Annotated in this window: 13 protein-coding genes; 3 read left to right on the forward strand and 10 right to left on the reverse strand. The window is 66.8% G+C overall.

The genetic code is table 11. The annotated features are described in order from the left end of the window. Window positions 1-28: 28 nt before the first annotated feature. Window positions 29-1753 carry an ATP-dependent RNA helicase RhlB gene (gene rhlB / locus ACZK4Z_RS20540; RefSeq protein ID WP_032129537.1) on the reverse strand — a complete coding sequence of 575 codons (1725 nt, stop codon included), beginning with the start codon at window positions 1751-1753 and terminating at the stop codon, window positions 29-31. Between the two features lie 510 nt (window positions 1754-2263). Here rhlB and trxA point away from each other — a divergent pair. The 3 genes from trxA to ACZK4Z_RS20555 all read left to right on the forward strand — a co-directional run bounded on the left by trxA (window position 2264) and on the right by ACZK4Z_RS20555 (window position 6349). Then, window positions 2264-2593 (forward strand): thioredoxin, encoded by a 330-nt coding sequence (gene trxA / locus ACZK4Z_RS20545; protein WP_005411275.1) that lies wholly within the window; start codon window positions 2264-2266, stop codon window positions 2591-2593. 228 nt (window positions 2594-2821) lie between these two features. Next, window positions 2822-4564, forward strand: coding sequence for a transcription termination factor Rho (gene rho / locus ACZK4Z_RS20550; protein ID WP_029379723.1), 1743 nt, complete (start codon window positions 2822-2824; stop codon window positions 4562-4564). 210 nt (window positions 4565-4774) lie between these two features. Next, window positions 4775-6349: a sensor domain-containing diguanylate cyclase gene (locus tag ACZK4Z_RS20555; RefSeq protein WP_032130287.1), complete on the forward strand. Its 1575-nt coding sequence runs from the start codon at window positions 4775-4777 to the stop codon at window positions 6347-6349. A 34-nt stretch (window positions 6350-6383) separates the two neighbouring features. On the opposite strand, the gene ACZK4Z_RS20560 is transcribed toward ACZK4Z_RS20555, so the two are convergent. The 9 genes from ACZK4Z_RS20560 to ACZK4Z_RS20600 form a co-directional block, all read right to left on the reverse strand. Further along, window positions 6384-7274 carry an energy transducer TonB gene (locus ACZK4Z_RS20560; RefSeq protein ID WP_032130286.1) on the reverse strand — a complete coding sequence of 297 codons (891 nt, stop codon included), beginning with the start codon at window positions 7272-7274 and terminating at the stop codon, window positions 6384-6386. Between the two features lie 61 nt (window positions 7275-7335). Further along, the gene (gene aceK / locus ACZK4Z_RS20565; protein WP_180838254.1) at window positions 7336-9066 is read right to left on the reverse strand and encodes a bifunctional isocitrate dehydrogenase kinase/phosphatase; all 1731 of its coding nucleotides are present in this window, start codon (window positions 9064-9066) and stop codon (window positions 7336-7338) included. Window positions 9067-9234: 168 nt separating this feature from the next. Continuing rightward, the gene (locus ACZK4Z_RS20570) at window positions 9235-9594 is read right to left on the reverse strand and encodes a hypothetical protein (RefSeq protein ID WP_005419760.1); all 360 of its coding nucleotides are present in this window, start codon (window positions 9592-9594) and stop codon (window positions 9235-9237) included. A 53-nt stretch (window positions 9595-9647) separates the two neighbouring features. Then, a complete protein-coding gene (locus tag ACZK4Z_RS20575) occupies window positions 9648-10064 on the reverse strand; it encodes a roadblock/LC7 domain-containing protein (protein WP_049401646.1) in 417 nt (138 codons plus the stop codon). Continuing rightward, window positions 10057-10605: a GTP-binding protein gene (locus tag ACZK4Z_RS20580; RefSeq protein ID WP_125895948.1), complete on the reverse strand. Its 549-nt coding sequence runs from the start codon at window positions 10603-10605 to the stop codon at window positions 10057-10059. The genes ACZK4Z_RS20575 and ACZK4Z_RS20580 overlap by 8 nt, the downstream gene beginning before the upstream one ends. Further along, window positions 10598-11563 (reverse strand): hypothetical protein, encoded by a 966-nt coding sequence (locus tag ACZK4Z_RS20585; RefSeq protein WP_125895949.1) that lies wholly within the window; start codon window positions 11561-11563, stop codon window positions 10598-10600. Before ACZK4Z_RS20585 ends, ACZK4Z_RS20580 begins: the two co-directional genes overlap by 8 nt. 308 nt (window positions 11564-11871) lie before the next feature. Then, window positions 11872-14094 carry an NADP-dependent isocitrate dehydrogenase gene (locus tag ACZK4Z_RS20590; RefSeq protein WP_125895950.1) on the reverse strand — a complete coding sequence of 741 codons (2223 nt, stop codon included), beginning with the start codon at window positions 14092-14094 and terminating at the stop codon, window positions 11872-11874. 916 nt (window positions 14095-15010) lie between these two features. Next, window positions 15011-15523 (reverse strand): hypothetical protein, encoded by a 513-nt coding sequence (locus tag ACZK4Z_RS20595; protein ID WP_125895952.1) that lies wholly within the window; start codon window positions 15521-15523, stop codon window positions 15011-15013. A 44-nt stretch (window positions 15524-15567) separates the two neighbouring features. Continuing rightward, window positions 15568-15861, reverse strand: coding sequence for a LysM peptidoglycan-binding domain-containing protein (locus ACZK4Z_RS20600; protein ID WP_478451048.1), 294 nt, complete (start codon window positions 15859-15861; stop codon window positions 15568-15570). Window positions 15862-15915 lie beyond the last annotated feature (54 nt).

Below are 15915 nucleotides of genomic sequence, written 5' to 3' on the forward strand. Positions count from 1 at the left end.
GGTGCTATCCGCTGATCGGCAGCGCCGATCAGCTGCCCGACAGCATCCGGCGGATCTTGCGGCCGATGCGGGTCAGGAACGAATCGCCGGTATCAGCAGCCGTGCGCACCGGCTTGGCCACCACCTGCACCGGGGTGACCGGGCTGGCACCATTGCCGGCGGCGTTCTGCACACCCTCGGCACCTTCGACCGGACGGCCGTGGCGACGACGACGGCGCTTGCGCGGCTTGTGCTCACCGTCCACCGCACCTTCCGGTGCGCCTTCAGCACGCGGCGGGCGCGGCGGACGCGGGGCCTGTGCGGCAGCGCCTTCGGCACCGGCGGCCGGGGCGGCAGCGCCCTGCTCGCCTTCCACGCGCGGCTTGCGCGGGCCACGCGAACGGCGCTCGCCGCTGCGCTCACCGTCGCGGCCACCGCGGCCACCGCCACTGCCGGAACGGCCGCCACTACGGCCACCGCCACGGCGCTCTTCCTCGGCAGCGCGGGCTTCGCGCGCTTCGCGGAAGATCTGGCCGACGCTTTCGTTGTCCTCGCCTTCCTCGCCCGCAGCCGGGGCCGGGCGTTCCGGGCGCGGCAGCGGGGTCAGCAGTTCCTTGGTGACCGGCTCGGACGGAATCTTCTGCTCGATGTAGGCCTCGATGTCCGGCAGGCCCATCGCATAGCGTTCGCAGGCGAAGCTGATCGCATCGCCCTCTTCGCCCAGGCGCGCGGTACGGCCGATGCGGTGCACGTAGTCTTCGGCGTCGAACGGCAGGTCGTAGTTGTAGACGTACTTGATGCCATCGATGTGCAGGCCACGCGCGGCCACGTCGGTGGCCACCAGGATTTCCAGCTGGCCCTTCTGGAAGCGGTTGAGCAGGCTCTCACGCTTCTTCTGCGGCACGTCGCCGGACAGCACGCCGACGCGGTAACCGGCCTTTTCCAGCGAACGGGCGACGCGTTCGACGAACACCTTGGTGTTGACGAAGACCATGGTGCGCGCGCCTTCGCTGCGCGACAGCAGGCCCAGCAGCAGCGGGATCTTCTCGTCGTCCGCCGGGAAGTAGATGCGCTGGCGCACGCGCGCGGCGGTGATGGTCTCGGCCTCGACCACCAGCTTCTGCGGTTCGTTCATGTGCTCGTAGGCCAGCTCCAGCACGCGGTGGCTGAGGGTGGCACTGAACAGCAGGGTCTGGCGGGTGGTGCGCTCGGGCATGCGGCGCAGCAGGAAGCGGATGTCCTTGATGAAGCCCAGGTCGAACATGCGGTCGGCTTCGTCCAGCACGCAGATCTCGCAGGCGTGCAGCGAGACCACCTTGTGCTGCTTCACGTAGTCGATCAGGCGGCCCGGGGTGGCGATGATCACGTCCACGCCCTGCTGCAGCAGTTCGCGCTGCTTGTCGTAATCCACGCCGCCGTAGACCAGGGCGAAACGCAGGCCCAGGTCGGAACCGAACTTCACTGCATCCTTGTGGATCTGGATGGCCAGTTCGCGGGTCGGGGCGAGGATCAGCGCGCGCGGATCCTCCGGCTTGCGGTCGGCCAGGGCCGGACGCGTCAGCAGGCGGTTCACGACAGCGACCAGGAAGGCCAGGGTCTTGCCGGTGCCGGTCTGGGCCTGGCCGGCAACATCACCACCGGGCAGCGCGACCGGCAGGGTCAGCGCCTGGATCGGGGTGCAGCGGGTGAATCCGGCTCCTTCAAGGCCGGCCTGCAGGGCCGGATGCAGCTCGAAGGAGGAGAAGGTCAAATCGGTCAGCGGTTTGTCGCTCATGAGTCCGTCTTGGTATGGCCGCCGGCCCGTGGGGCGGCTGGCACTTCATCGTCTAGGGGCACCGTCGCAAACTGCGGCCCCTGCGGCGGGTTGGCAGGCTGGGACCACCCGGTCCGCGCGCCGCACAATGCCCCAGTTTAACGCACTCGGGCCGGCAAACCGGAATGAGCTGTCTCATAAAGTCAAGAGACGGCACCCTTCACCCAGCCACACCGGACTTGAACGGCCCTGCCAGGGCCGCTGGTATCGCCCGCTGCCAGCCCCATGTACAGGAAGACAGTGAAATCCGACACATACCAGGCATCGAAGCGATCACGATACGCTGGGTTCCAGCCGGCGCCTGTCCCCGCCCTGCGATAGGGGTACACTGCCGGCCGTGAGCGTCCAGGCATCCCGCCGAACGCACCGCGGCAGTGCGCCGCGAGGCAACGACGAGGGTCGCGCCACCGGGCATGGCCCAGTTCACCCACCTCCGGCATGGCCGGGTGCAATCCAAGACGAGAAACCAAGATGAGCGACAAGGTTGTACATGTCGGCGACGCCGACTTTGATAGCGCAGTGCTGAATTCCAAGGAACCGGTGCTGGTCGATTTCTGGGCCGAGTGGTGTGGCCCGTGCAAGATGATCGCCCCGGCGCTGGACGAACTGGCCGATGCCTACCAGGGCCGCGCCAAGATCGCCAAGGTCAACGTCGACCACAACCGTGCGCTGGCCGCCAAGTACCACGTGCGTTCGATTCCGTACCTGGTCGTGTTCAAGGACGGCGAGAAGGTCGGCGAGCAGATCGGTGCGGTGGGCAAGGCCCAGCTGGCCGGCCTGCTGGACAAGGCCCTGGCCTGATCCTGCTGTTCTCCGGCAGCCGCCGACCGCGGCTGCCGGCGGGCGCCCCGCGCCCATGATGAATGCTGTTCCCGGCGACCCTTGCGTGGCGCCGCAGGCCGATGATAGTGTCGGCATATCCGGCCGCGTTCGCGTGCCGCACCCTCTGGACGCAGTTTCTTCCAGACCCATTCCCAACGTTCGCCGCCCCAGCCGGGCGCTCGCACCTTCAAGCGAGGAATAACGCTCTTGTCCGATAACACTTCCGAAACCGGCAGCGCCGATGCGCCCGCCGAAAAGCGCGTGCGCAAGCCCCGCGTGAGCAAGGCCGCCGCTCCGGCAGCCGCCGAAACCAGCGCCGCGCCGGCGCAGCCGACCCTGCCGCTGGCCGCCGCGCCCGAGGCACCGGCTGCGGCCCCTGCACCGAGCGCGCCCGCCGCCGAGGCCCCTGCCAGCAGTGGCGGTGGCGAAGGCGGTGAGGGTCGCGAATCCGGCCAGCCGCGCCAGCAGAACCACCAGGGGGGCGGCCAGAACCAGGGCCAGAACCCGTACAACCAGAACGGCCAGCAGGGCCAGGGGCAAGGTCAGGGCAACCGCCGTGACCGCTTCCGCAACCGCCGCGACCGTGACCGCAACAACCGCTTCCGCGACGATGGCCTGCCCAACGACGGCGGCGAGCAGCAGCCGTTCGTGCCGCGCCCGCACGCCAACGTACCCGAAGGCTTCCCGGTCTACTCGCTGAGCGACCTCAAGCGCATGCCGGCACAGAAGCTGCTGGAAATCGCCGAGCAGCTGCAGATCTCCGAAGGCGTGGCCCGTGCCCGCAAGCAGGACGTGATCTTCGCCCTGCTGAAGGTGCTGACCCGCCACGGTGACGGCGTTGCCGCCGATGGCGTGCTGGAAATCCTGCCGGACGGCTTCGGCTTCCTGCGCGCGGCTGAAGCCAGCTACCTGGCCGGCCCGGACGACACCTACATCTCGCCCAGCCAGATCCGCCGCTTCAACCTGCGCACCGGCGACCACATCTCCGGCCGCATCCGCTTCCCGAAGGACGGCGAGCGCTACTTCGCGCTGAACATCGTCGACACCATCAACGGCGAGCCGATCGAAGCGTCGAAGAACAAGGTGCTGTTCGAGAACCTGACCGCACTGTTCCCGCGCCGCCGCTTCACCCTGGAGCGCGGCAACGGTTCGTCGGAAGACATCACCGGCCGCATCCTCGACCTGATGGCCCCGCAGGGCAAGGGCCAGCGCTCGCTCATCGTGTCGCAGCCGAAGGCCGGCAAGACCATGATGATGCAGCAGGTCGCCACCGCCATCACCACCAACCATCCGGACGTGCACCTGATCGTGCTGCTGATCGACGAGCGCCCGGAAGAAGTGACCGAAATGCAGCGCACCGTGCGCGGCGAGGTCATCAGCTCGACCTTCGACGAGCCGGCCGCGCGCCACGTGCAGGTGGCCGAAATGGTCATCGAGCGCGCCAAGCGCCTGGTCGAGCACAAGAAGGACGTGGTGATCCTGCTCGACTCGATCACCCGCCTGGCCCGCGCCTACAACAACGTGGTGCCGAGCTCGGGCAAGGTGCTGACCGGTGGTGTCGACGCCAACGCCCTGCACCGCCCGAAGCGCTTCTTCGGTGCCGCGCGCAACGTGGAAGAAGGCGGCAGCCTGACCATCATCGCCACCGCGCTTGTCGACACCGGCTCGAAGATGGACGAGGTGATCTACGAAGAGTTCAAGGGCACCGGCAACAGCGAAGTGCACCTGAGCCGCCGTATCGCTGAAAAGCGCGTGTTCCCGGCCATCGACATCAACCGTTCCGGCACCCGCCGCGAAGACCTGCTGATCGAACCGGAGCTGCTGCAGAAGATCTGGATCCTGCGCAAGCTGCTGCATCCGATGGATGAAATGGCCGCGATGGAGTTCCTGCTGGACAAGATGAAGAACACCAAGTCCAACGACGAGTTCTTCGGTTCGATGAAGCGCTGATCCCTGGCGCTGCATCAGAAGAAACCTGCCGCTCGCTGCGGCAGGTTTTTTTTTGCCTGCAGGGCGACGCACTTCACTTCGCTCGCGCCCGCTTTTGGCGATAATCCGCGCGATACCCTGCCCGGCCCCCGTGGGCCCTGCCACCGATTCCCGCTGTCGCCCCTTCCGGAGAACCGGTCGGGTCCAGCCTCCTGCCGGATCCGTCGACGCATGCGAACGCTGTCCCCCCGCCTCAACCTGGGCAAGCTGATCCTCGCCCTGGCCCTGCTCAGCGCCATCATCGCGCTGGCCAATACCCTGCTGGCCAGCTACCGCGTGCAGCGCGACCAGCTGGTCGGCAACACCCTGGAAGCCAACCGCGTCTACGCCACCAAGCTGGCCGAGACCACCCAGAACTTCCTGCTGGCCGCGCAGCAGCAGCTGGCCTATGCCGCGACCCGCCTGGGCGAGGACGACCTTGATCCGAAGCAGGCCCAGGATGAAGCCAGCCGCCTGCAGCTGCAGTCCAGCAGCTTCAACTCCTCACTGGTGGTGGACGCCGACGGCCTGGTGATCGCCACCTCGCCGCAGACCCTGCAGCTGCAGGGTGAGGTGCTGCACAGTGTCGGCAACAACGCGGCACTGGCGGCGCGCCAGCCGATGATCAGCGACCCGTACCAGTCGGCCACCGGCAAGCTGCTGGTCTCGCTGTCGCACCCGATCTTCGACCGCCAGGGCCGCTATCGCGGCTATGTCAGCGGCACCCTGTACCTGCGCCAGCGCAGTGCACTGCACACGCTGCTGGGCAAGCACTACTACCGCGACGGTTCCTACCTGTACGTGGTGGACCGCAATGGCCGCCTGCTGTACCACGCCGATGGCAAGCGGGTGGGTGACTACGTGGTCGGCAACCCGGCGGTGAAGGCCGTGGTGCGCGGAGAACGGGGCGCACAGCAGGTACGCAACAACCGCGGCGTGTCGATGCTGGCCGGCTATGCACCGGTGGCGGCCACCGGCTGGGGCATCATCGCGCAGCGCCCGACCGAGGCCACCCTGCAGCCGCTGTCGCGGTTGATGACCGCAGTGATCTGGAATGCGATTCCACTCGGCCTGCTGTCGCTGCTGGTCACCTGGTGGTTCGCGCGCCGCATTTCGATGCCGCTGTGGCAACTGGCGCGCAACGTGCAGGGCGGCGAGGACACCGGCAACGCGATCAACCACGTCAGCGGCATCCGCGCCTGGTACTTCGAGGTCGCCCAGCTCAAACAGGCGGTGCTGCACAGCTTCAATGCGCTGCAGGATCGTATCGGCACGCTCAACCGTGCCAGCCGCACCGACCCGCTGACCGGCCTGCTCAACCGCCGCGGGCTGCAGCAGGCGCTGGATGCGCTGCAGGTGCAGGGCATTCCGTTCGCGATCCTGGCGTTGGACATCGATCGCTTCAAGTCGATCAACGACAGTTACGGGCATGACGTCGGCGACAACGCCATCGTCCACATCGCCGACCAGATGCGCCGCTACTCGCGCGACAGCGACATCCTCTGCCGCGCCGGCGGCGAGGAATTCCTGCTGCTGCTGCCGGGCATCAGTACTGAATCGGCCCGCCAGGCCGGTGAACGCCTGCGCCAGCACATCGCCGACCATCCGTTCGAACCGGTCGGCACCATCACCGTATCGCTGGGCGTGGCCCACTTCCCCAGCTTCCATGTCGACGCAGAACAGGCGCTGCGGCTGGCCGACAAGGCCCTGTACATGGCCAAGGAACAGGGCCGCAACCGGGTGGTGGTCTACCCGTACGCCGACTGACGCGGAGCCGGGCTGCCCGGCTCCGCAGCGGGTCTCAGCCCTGCGCCAGCGGGGTCAGCAGGCGCAGGCCGCGCTTGGCGCCGTCCACCATGTAGACGCCGCCTTCCGGCAGCAGATCGCTGCCGACCTGCTCGACCGGGTCCGCCTCGCGCCACGGGACGGTCTGCCGCGGCCCCGGAATGAAGGCGCGCCAGCGGCCATAGCGTTCCGCCACTGCATTGGGATCATTGTTCAGGGCGAAGTTCACCGGGATGCGAACCGTCCAGCTGTCCCGGGTGCTGTCCTCGCCGGTGGTCGGCGGCTTGAAGGTCCACGTGCGGGCGGTGCTGACACTGGCTCTGGCCAGGATGTCGCGCATCTTGGCCAGGGTCCGCTCAGGTGCGACCACGGCCATGTTCACCTGCTCGGCGGCCACATCGGCCACCGTTCCGTCACGGGCCACCTTGACCAACAGCAGCACCTCACCCTGGCCACCGTTACGGTAGGCCGCTTCCGGGTAGCGCGGCGGCGTCATGTGCAGCTGGGTCACCGAATCGGTGGCCTTCGGATCGTACTCGCTGAAGTCGACACTGGTCATGCTGATTTCATAACCGCCATCGGCCGCAGCCTTGCCGCGCAGGCGAACGCGCAAAGGGGCCCGCGTGGCCACTGCCTGGCCATCGCGCAGCGTGGGCTCGAAGCGCCAGCCACCGATGGTGCCTTCCACGAAGGAGGCGATGCTCGGGGCCACCATGGCTTTCTGGTCCAGCACCAGCGAGCGGACCGCGCCCTCCGGCGTGACCTCGATATGACCGGACAGCACCATGCTCATTTCCGCAGTCGCACGTACAGCACGTGCGGTCTGCGCAGTGGCATCGCCTGCAAGCAGGGGGGCGCCGGCACCTACGGCCAACGCGAGGGCGAGAAACAGTGGGGAACGCATCATTGCCGGATCCTTGGTGATGAACGGCGAGCCTATCCCAGTCCCAGCCGCCATGACAGCCGGTTCACGCCAGCCGGTGTGCGCCCGCGTAGGGTGGCGTGTCCGGATAATCACCCCGGGCGAAGCGTTCCTGCAGGCCCTGCCACCAGCCCGGGTCGAACAGGTGCCGGTAGTGCTCGCGCACGGCTGCCAGCTCCGGAGCAGGCAGGCCCATGAACGGACCGAAGCGCTCGGGAAACACGTCGCGCGGGCCGACATGGAACCACGGCTCGTCGGCCATCGCTTCCTCTGGCGTGCGTGGCTGCGGCCAGGCGCGGAACACGCAGTCGCTGACCAGGCACAGCTCGTCATAGTCATAGAACACGGCCCGGCCGTGCCGTGACACACCGAAGTTCTTCGGCAGCATGTCGCCGGGGAAGATGTTGTTGCGCGCCATGTCGGTGATGGCCTGCGCGTAGTCGAGCACCGCCGCGCGCACCGCCTCGCCGGACTGCTCGCGCAGGTACAGGTTCAAAGGACGGAAACGACGTTGCACATAGCACAGTGCGACTTCGACCTCGTCGCCATCGACACGTACGCTCTGCGCGCACTGCTGCAGCAGCTCTTCCAGCAGGGCCGGCGCGAAGCGCTCGCGCGGGAAACGCAGGTGGCGATAAGGCTGCGCATCAAGCAGGCGGCCGACACGATCGAGATTGAACACCAGCGCGTACTTCTCTTCCACCTGCTGCCGCGACATTGCCTTGGGCCAGGCGAAACGGTCACGGATCAGCTTGAACACCAATGGATAACTGGGCAGGGTGAACACCGCCATGACCATGCCCGGCGTGCCTTCGGCATGCACCAGCCGTTCCTGCGGATGCTCGTTGAAGTGTCGGAAGAAGGTTCGGTAGCGCTCGGTCTTGCCCTGCTTGGCACGTCCCAGCACCGTGTAGATCTCGTCGATCGGCTTGCCCGGCAGCAGGCTGCGCAGGAACACCACCGCGTCGCCCACGGTGCCCAGGTCAGCCTGGAAGTAGCTGCGCGACACGCCAAACAGATGGGCGACATCACGGCGCCGGGTCAGCACCGCATCGGCACGCAGGCCGCGCGCATCGTTGACCAGGGCAATCACGCATGGCGAAAAGCGATGCTCGCCGAACACGCGGCCAACCAGGTAAGCGCGGCGCTCGCGGTAGAACACCGTGTCGAGCAGTTCGATGCTGCGTACCGGCGTGTCCCCCCAATGGGCGAGGTCGTCCTGCAGGCGCACGGCGATGGCCGCCGCACAGCGCAGCTGGTGCGCATAGGGGATGTCGAAACGGTAGTCGGCCAGTACGCGTTGCAGGGCCTCCACCGGCCGCGTCGGCGAGACCGCGTAGGTATGCCGCGCGACCGGATGGGTGATTGCATCGGAGGGCTCGACGTCGAAAGCAATGAATTCCAGCGCCGGGTCCACGCCGCGGGTAGCGAACAGGCGCCGCGACAGCGTGTTGTAGAAGGTCTTGTACAGCTCGGCGTCGATCAGGCCCTGCAGCAGCCCGCTGTACTGCGCGTGCACCTGCAGCCACAGCGCACGCTCGCCGATCGCGTCACCGGCGAGGCGGCGCAACGCATCCATCTGCTCGGCGATGCACAGGTCGTACAGGGCGATGCGCTCGACCGCATCCTGTCGCGCACCCGCCCAATCGCGCTGCTCGAAGCGCTGCCGCGCCCGCGCGGTGATCGCCGCGAAGCGGGCATGGTACTGCTCGAAACCATCGCGGATGGCACCGGCGATACGCGGCGCCAGCTCGGCAACGATGTCAGGCGTGGACATGCAGGGCTCATCCGGGAGGACCGGCTTCACCATACGCTGGCGTGGGGTGGCTTGTGTAGAGTCGAGCCATGCTCGACTGCTTTTGGCCGAAGTCGAGCACGGCTCGACTCTACAGAAGGCAGGGGCAGAAGCAGTCGAGCAAGCTCGACTCTACAACGCGCCGGCGGATCAGATCGCCAGTTCGGCCTCTACGTCCTGCACCTTGCGCCGCGCCAGCGCCAGGTTGGATTTGGTCCGGTCCAGCACGATGTAGAAGAACAGGCCCTTCTTCTTCGCCACCGGGCGCATGATGTGGTACGCCTTGCCCAGCGAGATCAGGATGTCCTCGATGCTGTCGTTGAGGTTCAGCGACGCGGCGGTCTTCATCTTGGCGCGGATCACTTCAGTGTTACCGGCGGCGGCCACTTCCATGTCCATGCCGGCACCGGCTTCGCCCAGCAGCATGCCGCTTTCGTAGTCGACCAGCGCCACTGCCTGCGCGCCGTCGATGCCCATCAGTGCGTTCAACGATTCATTCAATCCAGCCACGTCGCACCCCTTGTCGATGTTGGTTCGAGCCCCTCGTTCCCCTGCGGCCGGGCTCACGATCCGCCGAGTTCGGCCAGGATCGCCTGGCCACATTCCCTGCTCTGCCACAGCACCTGGCCGATCACGCTGCGCTGGTCGCAGGCCGCCATCAGCAGCAGCGGTGCGCGCCCTTCGGCCTGGATCGCCAGCATCAGCACCTTGCCGCCCGCGGCTTCCAGCATCAGCGTCTGCAGATCGCCCAGCAGCAGTTCGCGGCCAACTGCCGCGGCCAGCGCCAGCATCGCGCTGGTCATCGCCGCCAGCCGTTCGCCGCGCCCTTCGGCCCCGGCACTGACCAGGGCGAAGCCATCGACACTGGCCAGCACCACCGTGCGCACGCCTTCCACGCGCTGCTGCAGGTCCTGCAGCAGCGGCTGCAGGCGCTCACGCTGACCGGCATCGGGCAGTACCGCCATCTGCCCGTCAGCCATGCGCCGCCACCAGTGCGTACGCTTCCATTTCGCTCATCAACACATCCATCAGCAACAGTCCCTGTTCGCGGTCGCGGGCATCCACGGCCAGCAGCGGCAGTGGATGGTCGTCAAGGCTGGCACGGGCGGCCCAGTCATCCAGTGCGGCCTGCGGTGCCTGGTCCAGGTGGGTGACCGCCACCACCAGTGCCAAGGATGATGCGAACGGCTGCAGCACCTGCAGGTAGTCCTCCAGCTCGGTGGCCATGCCGGCACGACGCGCATCCAGCAGCAGCACCGCGCCACGCGCGCCCTGCAGCAGGATCGGCCACAGGAAATCGAAACGCTGCTGGCCGGGTGTTCCGTACAACCGCAGGCGTTCGCCATTGGGCAGATCGATGTCTGCGTAGTCCAGCGCCACGGTGGTGGACGCCTTGTCGGCGCCAAGGCGATCACTGTTGGCCACATCCGTGTCGACCACCGCGCCAACCGCGATGCTGCGTACCAGGGTCGACTTGCCGCTGCCCATGCCGCCCAGCACCACCACCTTGTGCTCACGCATTGCGTTCGCTCCCGCGCAGGTGCCGCCACAGGCGGGCAAGCAGGCCGTTGTCGGTGCGGGTGCCACCTGTCGCCATCAGCGGCGTCGCCGATGCAGTCTGCAGCTGCGCGTAGCCGCACAGGTAGGCGGCATGGATGAAATCGCGCACCGCCGCAGCCGGCAACTCGAGCAGCATCACGCACTCGTCAACCGTGCACGCGCGCTTGAGCAGCAGCGAACACAGGCGGAAGCCATCATGGTCGTGGCCCAGTACGCGGAAGTCCGGCCAGCGCAGCAGCTTCACTGAAGCGCCACGAAGGCGTTCGTCCAATGCCTGCCAATGGCGGCTGCGCTGTGCCCACTGCCACAGCAGCGGTCGCAGTGGCTGGCGTGGCCGCTCACCGGCCAGCGCCTGCAGGCGTGCGGGTGTCAGCGCATCCAGTTGCAGGTGTTCGAAGGCATCGGCCAGACGCTCCACCAGCGCCGCAGCCGGTTCCTGCAGCAGCACGGCCTGGTCGTGCTCCAGATCCATCAGCAGCAGAGGCCCGCTCGCATCACTCAACAGTGCCTGCCCCTGTCGCAGCGGCAGCCGCTCGCGCAGCAGGCGGGTGATGGCGTGTGCACCATCGGCAAGACGGATCGGTGCGGGTGCGTGCATGGCCATGGGCTCCGGTGCCAACTGCATGCGGCGCAGCGCGCGGCCGATGGCACCATCGTCAAGCACGTCCTGGTGCCCGTCGCCGTCACGCAGCTGGCCGCCGATATCCTCGATCCAGCACTGCAATCGCGGGCGTTGCTGGCGCATGCGCTGGGCCGCGTTGCGCAGTGCAGGGGTATCGCGGATGACCAGCAGGTCGCAATCGTCCAGATCCTGGCTGCGGCGGATCTGGCCATCCGGCAGTGCCGACGCCAGGCGCAGCCGTTGCAGCAGGGCCTGCTCGCCCTGGATGTCGGTTCCCACTACCAGCACGCGTGCCATCCGTGTTCCCCGAGCGACCACCTCCCCGGTGGTCTCGCGTCGCCAAGGCTAGGGCATTGCCAGCGAAGACCGTCGTGATCGACTGCTCAGATTGAAGGCGGTTGCAGACTGCCTCCTATCGTTTCTGCGACGGCCATCGCGGGCAAGTTTCATGCCCCTTTGACGGCATTCCGACAGCCGATGGATGTCACGGTTCTGGACCCCGGTAGATCGACGCCATGCGTGGATGAAGGGCCGCAGTAATCCTGGCCCAAAAAGAAACCCGCGCCGAAGCGCGGGTTCCGGTGTCACGGCCGAACGGCGATGGATCAGCCGCGCAGCTGCTCCAGCGCGGCGTTGAAGGTCGCGCTCGGGCGCATCGCCTTGCTGGCCTTGGCCACGTCCGGGCGATAGTAGCCGCCGATGTCCACGGCCTTGCCCTGCACTGCGATCAGCTCTTCGACGATCTTCTGCTCGTTGTCGGTCAGCGCCTTGGCCAGCGGGGCGAAGCGCGCCTTCAGTGCGGCGTCCTCGTCCTGCGCGGCCAGGGCCTGGGCCCAGTACAGCGCGATGTAGAAGTGGCTGCCACGGTTGTCGATGCCACCCAGCTTGCGCGACGGCGACTTGTCGTTGTCCAGGAACTGGCCGTTGGCTTCGTCCAGCGCCTTGGCCAGCACACGGGCCGCGGCGTTGTCGTAGCGGTTGCCCAGGTGTTCCAGCGACGCGGCCAGGGCCAGGAACTCACCCAGCGAATCCCAGCGCAGGTAGTCCTCTTCAACAAACTGCTGCACGTGCTTCGGGGCCGAACCACCGGCACCGGTCTCGAACAGGCCACCACCAGCCATCAGCGGCACGATCGACAGCATCTTGGCGCTGGTGCCCAGCTCCATGATCGGGAACAGATCGGTCAGGTAGTCGCGCAGCACGTTGCCGGTCACCGAGATGGTGTCCTCGCCCTTGCGGATGCGGTCCAGCGAGAACGCGGTGGCTTCCACCGGCGGCAGGATGCGGATGTCCAGGCCGGCGGTGTCGTGGTTCTTCAGGTACTGCTCGACCTTGGCGATGACCTGCGCGTCGTGGGCGCGGGCGGCGTCCAGCCAGAACACGGCCGGGGTGCTGCTCAGGCGGGCGCGTTCGACGGCCAGCTTGACCCAGTCCTGGATCGGCGCGTCCTTGGTCTGGCACATGCGCCAGATGTCACCGGCTTCCACGGCGTGCTCGAACACCACGGTGCCGGCATCGTCGGTGACCTTGACCACGCCGTCGGCGGCGATCTGGAAGGTCTTGTCGTGCGAGCCGTACTCTTCGGCCTTCTGTGCCATCAGGCCGACGTTCGGCACCGAACCCATGGTGGCCGGGTCGAAGGCGCCGTGCGCCTTGCAGTCGTCGATGACGGCCTGGTACACGCCGGCGTAGCAGCGGTCCGGAATGACCGCCTTGGTGTCCTGCAGCTTGCCTTCGGCGTTCCACATCTTGCCGGAGTCGCGGATCATCGCCGGCATCGAGGCGTCGACGATCACGTCGCTCGGCACGTGCAGGTTGGTGATGCCCTTGTCCGAGTTGACCATGGCCACGCCCGGGCGCTGCGCGTACTCGGCCGCCAGGTCGGCTTCGATCGCCGCACGGGCGGCTTCAGGCAACGACGGCAGGCGCGCAGCCAGGTCACCGATGCCGTTGTTGGCATCGAAACCGGCCTGCTTGAGCACGTCGGCATGCTTGGCCAGCACGTCCTTGTAGAACTCGTTGACCGCCACGCCGAACATGATCGGATCGGAGACCTTCATCATGGTCGCCTTCAGGTGCAGCGAGAACAGCACGCCCTGGGCCTTGGCGTCGGCGATCTGCTCGCCGATGAAGGCGGCCAGTGCCTTGCGGCTCATGACGGCGGCATCGACGATCTCGCCCGCCTTCACTGCGGTCTTTTCCTTCAGCACGACGGTGCTGCCGTCGTTGCCGTGGAAGGTGATCTTCAGCGCACCGGCGTTGGCCAGGGTGGCCGACTTCTCGCTGCCGTAGAAGTCACCGGCGGCCATGTGCGCGACGTGCGACTTCGAATCCGGCGCCCAGGCACCCATGCGGTGCGGGTGCTTGCGTGCGTAGTTCTTCACCGACAGCGGCGCGCGGCGGTCCGAATTGCCTTCGCGCAGCACCGGGTTCACCGCGCTGCCCTTGACCTTGTCATAGCGCGCCTTGTAGTCGCGCTGCTGGTCGTCAGCCGGGGTTTCCGGGTAATCCGGCAGCGGATAGCCCTGGTCCTGCAGTTCCTTGATGGCCGCCTTCAGCTGCGGCACCGAAGCGGAGATGTTCGGCAGCTTGATGATGTTGGCGTCCGGGGTGGTCGCCAGCTGGCCCAGCTCGGCCAGGTCGTCGCTGACCTTCTGCGCGTCGCTCAGCAGTTCCGGGAACAGCGACAGGATGCGGCCGGACAGCGAGATGTCACGGGTTTCCACCGCGATGCCTGCGGTGGAGGTATAGGCGTCGACGATCGGCAGCAGCGACTGGGTGGCCAGGAACGGTGCTTCGTCGGTCAGCGTGTAGAGGATCTTGGACATGGGGGACTTGGACTCTGTAGCAATGCTCAGGGGAAGGCCGGCGCCAGCGCCGGGCCACGTGCAACCGTGTCGCGCGCGAGGCCGGGCCCCGCGCTTTCCCCCGTCGCCGTCAGGGTGGGCGCGCGGCGGGGAAACCCCTGCATTGTCGCGTTTTCAGCCGCGCGGGGCAAAGCTGTGCCATACGCGGCGGTACTGGACCGCTGTGTTTCGTCGTTGGCTCGCTTCCGGTCAGGAAGCTGAGGCTTGATGGCTAATTCGACTTCTCGCTCGTTGAGGCACGCATGACCCACTCCGACAATCGCTGCCCCCACTCGGCACGCCTTGGACAGATCAAGGTCTGCGAGCGCTTGCTTTGCTGGAAGTTGCAGATTCGGAATCCCCCAACGACGGCGGCCAGGCTGGCGAGTTCATCAGCCGTCGCTGCAGAGCCTCGGATATGCAGCGAACCGGCGCCAGATGATCCGGGTCGAACGTAGACGTCGTACCGGGTGGAAGGTCCTTCCGCCCTTGCATACCCCGACACGACATATCCGCCGTCCGTGAAGCGCAGATCCGGCGTGCTTCCTGACGCAGGCTTTTCGGGGGCATCGCCCTCGTAGATCAAGGCGACTTCCCTACCTTCATGCCTGATGCGGTGCAGACCAAAGTCAACAGGTGCCTCGTAGGTCACGGACATGCCTGTTGGCACGCGCAGACAGGCGCCGTATAGGAAGTGGTCGCAGCTGTAGCTCCAGAGATTCGCGGGTCCCATTGCGAGTGTGAGCGCAATCCAGCTGAGCATGCTGTCCCCCGACCTGTCCGTGTTCCGTTCAGCGTACCCCGCTAGCCTCCCTAAAGCGGGCATCGCCCAACAAAAAAGGACGCAGCCTCGCGGCTGCGTCCATCGTGAGCCCTGCCGGGAGAGAGTCGGCAGGACTTACTTGACCTCGAACTCCTGCGGCGTTCCGGCCGCCTTGCCATCGACGGTGACTTCGGCGCGGTACTTGCCGGCCGGCCAGCCCTTTGCATTCTTGAACGTGACGTTGGTGGTTTCCGCACCGCTGGTGTTCAGGGTGGCGTTCTGTTCGCCGGCCACCTGGCCGTCCTGGTAGGTCAGCTTCGCGCCAACGGTGACGTTGTTGGCAGCACCGTCGGTCTTGACCGAGACGATGACGTCATCCTTCGGTGCGAACAATGCCGTCGTCGCAACCGACTTGTCGGCGGCTGCGGTCTTGCCGACGGTGACCGAGGAGACGCTGACCGCAGCGGCTTCGGCCATCGGCGGCGGTGCGCCGGTCATCGGCGCGGGAGCTGCAGGTTCGGCCGGGGTGGTCGCTGCCGGGGCGGCGTTGCTGTCGGTCGACTCTTCTTTCTTCTTGCAACCGACCAGGGCAACGCTGCCCAGCAGGGCGGCAATCAGGGCGGTCTGGAGCGGGGTGGTCTTGATCATTCGGGGTTCCTCCCAGGGATTGTCGGACGGCGTTCGATCGCCGTTTACTTCGGCGGCAGTTTCAGGGTCTGGCCCGGGAAGATCTTGTCCGGGTCGTCAAGCACATCGCGATTGGCTTCGAAGATCTTCTTCCAGGCATTGGCGTCGCCCAGATGCTGCTTGGCGATCTTCGACAGCGAGTCACCCTTCTGCACGGTATAGGTGCCGTCGCTGACAACGTCTGCGGTGCTGTCCACCGAAGCGCTGACGCCGGAGAAGTCCGCCTTCGGCACCTGCTCGGCGGTACTGTCGACACTGCCACTGACGCCGGAGAAATCGGCTTTCTTCTCGGTACTCATCCACAACTCCCGTCTGCATGACTACGTGATTCGCACGGTGCCATGGAGGTTGTT

The organism is Stenotrophomonas sp. 71799_Sma, assembly GCF_056482505.1.

Bases quoted from the DNA above. Each gene is read 5' to 3' on its own strand.
- rhlB (WP_032129537.1), bottom strand. From the start codon at position 1,753: ATGAGCGACAAACCGCTGACCGATTTGACCTTCTCCTCCTTCGAGCTG.
- trxA (WP_005411275.1), top strand. From the start codon at position 2,264: ATGAGCGACAAGGTTGTACATGTCGGCGACGCCGACTTTGATAGCGCA.
- ACZK4Z_RS20555 (WP_032130287.1), top strand. From the start codon at position 4,775: ATGCGAACGCTGTCCCCCCGCCTCAACCTGGGCAAGCTGATCCTCGCC.
- ACZK4Z_RS20560 (WP_032130286.1), bottom strand. From the start codon at position 7,274: ATGATGCGTTCCCCACTGTTTCTCGCCCTCGCGTTGGCCGTAGGTGCC.
- aceK (WP_180838254.1), bottom strand. From the start codon at position 9,066: ATGTCCACGCCTGACATCGTTGCCGAGCTGGCGCCGCGTATCGCCGGT.
- ACZK4Z_RS20575 (WP_049401646.1), bottom strand. From the start codon at position 10,064: ATGGCTGACGGGCAGATGGCGGTACTGCCCGATGCCGGTCAGCGTGAG.
- ACZK4Z_RS20580 (WP_125895948.1), bottom strand. From the start codon at position 10,605: ATGCGTGAGCACAAGGTGGTGGTGCTGGGCGGCATGGGCAGCGGCAAG.
- ACZK4Z_RS20585 (WP_125895949.1), bottom strand. From the start codon at position 11,563: ATGGCACGCGTGCTGGTAGTGGGAACCGACATCCAGGGCGAGCAGGCC.
- ACZK4Z_RS20590 (WP_125895950.1), bottom strand. From the start codon at position 14,094: ATGTCCAAGATCCTCTACACGCTGACCGACGAAGCACCGTTCCTGGCC.
- ACZK4Z_RS20595 (WP_125895952.1), bottom strand. From the start codon at position 15,523: ATGATCAAGACCACCCCGCTCCAGACCGCCCTGATTGCCGCCCTGCTG.
- ACZK4Z_RS20600 (WP_478451048.1), bottom strand. From the start codon at position 15,861: ATGAGTACCGAGAAGAAAGCCGATTTCTCCGGCGTCAGTGGCAGTGTC.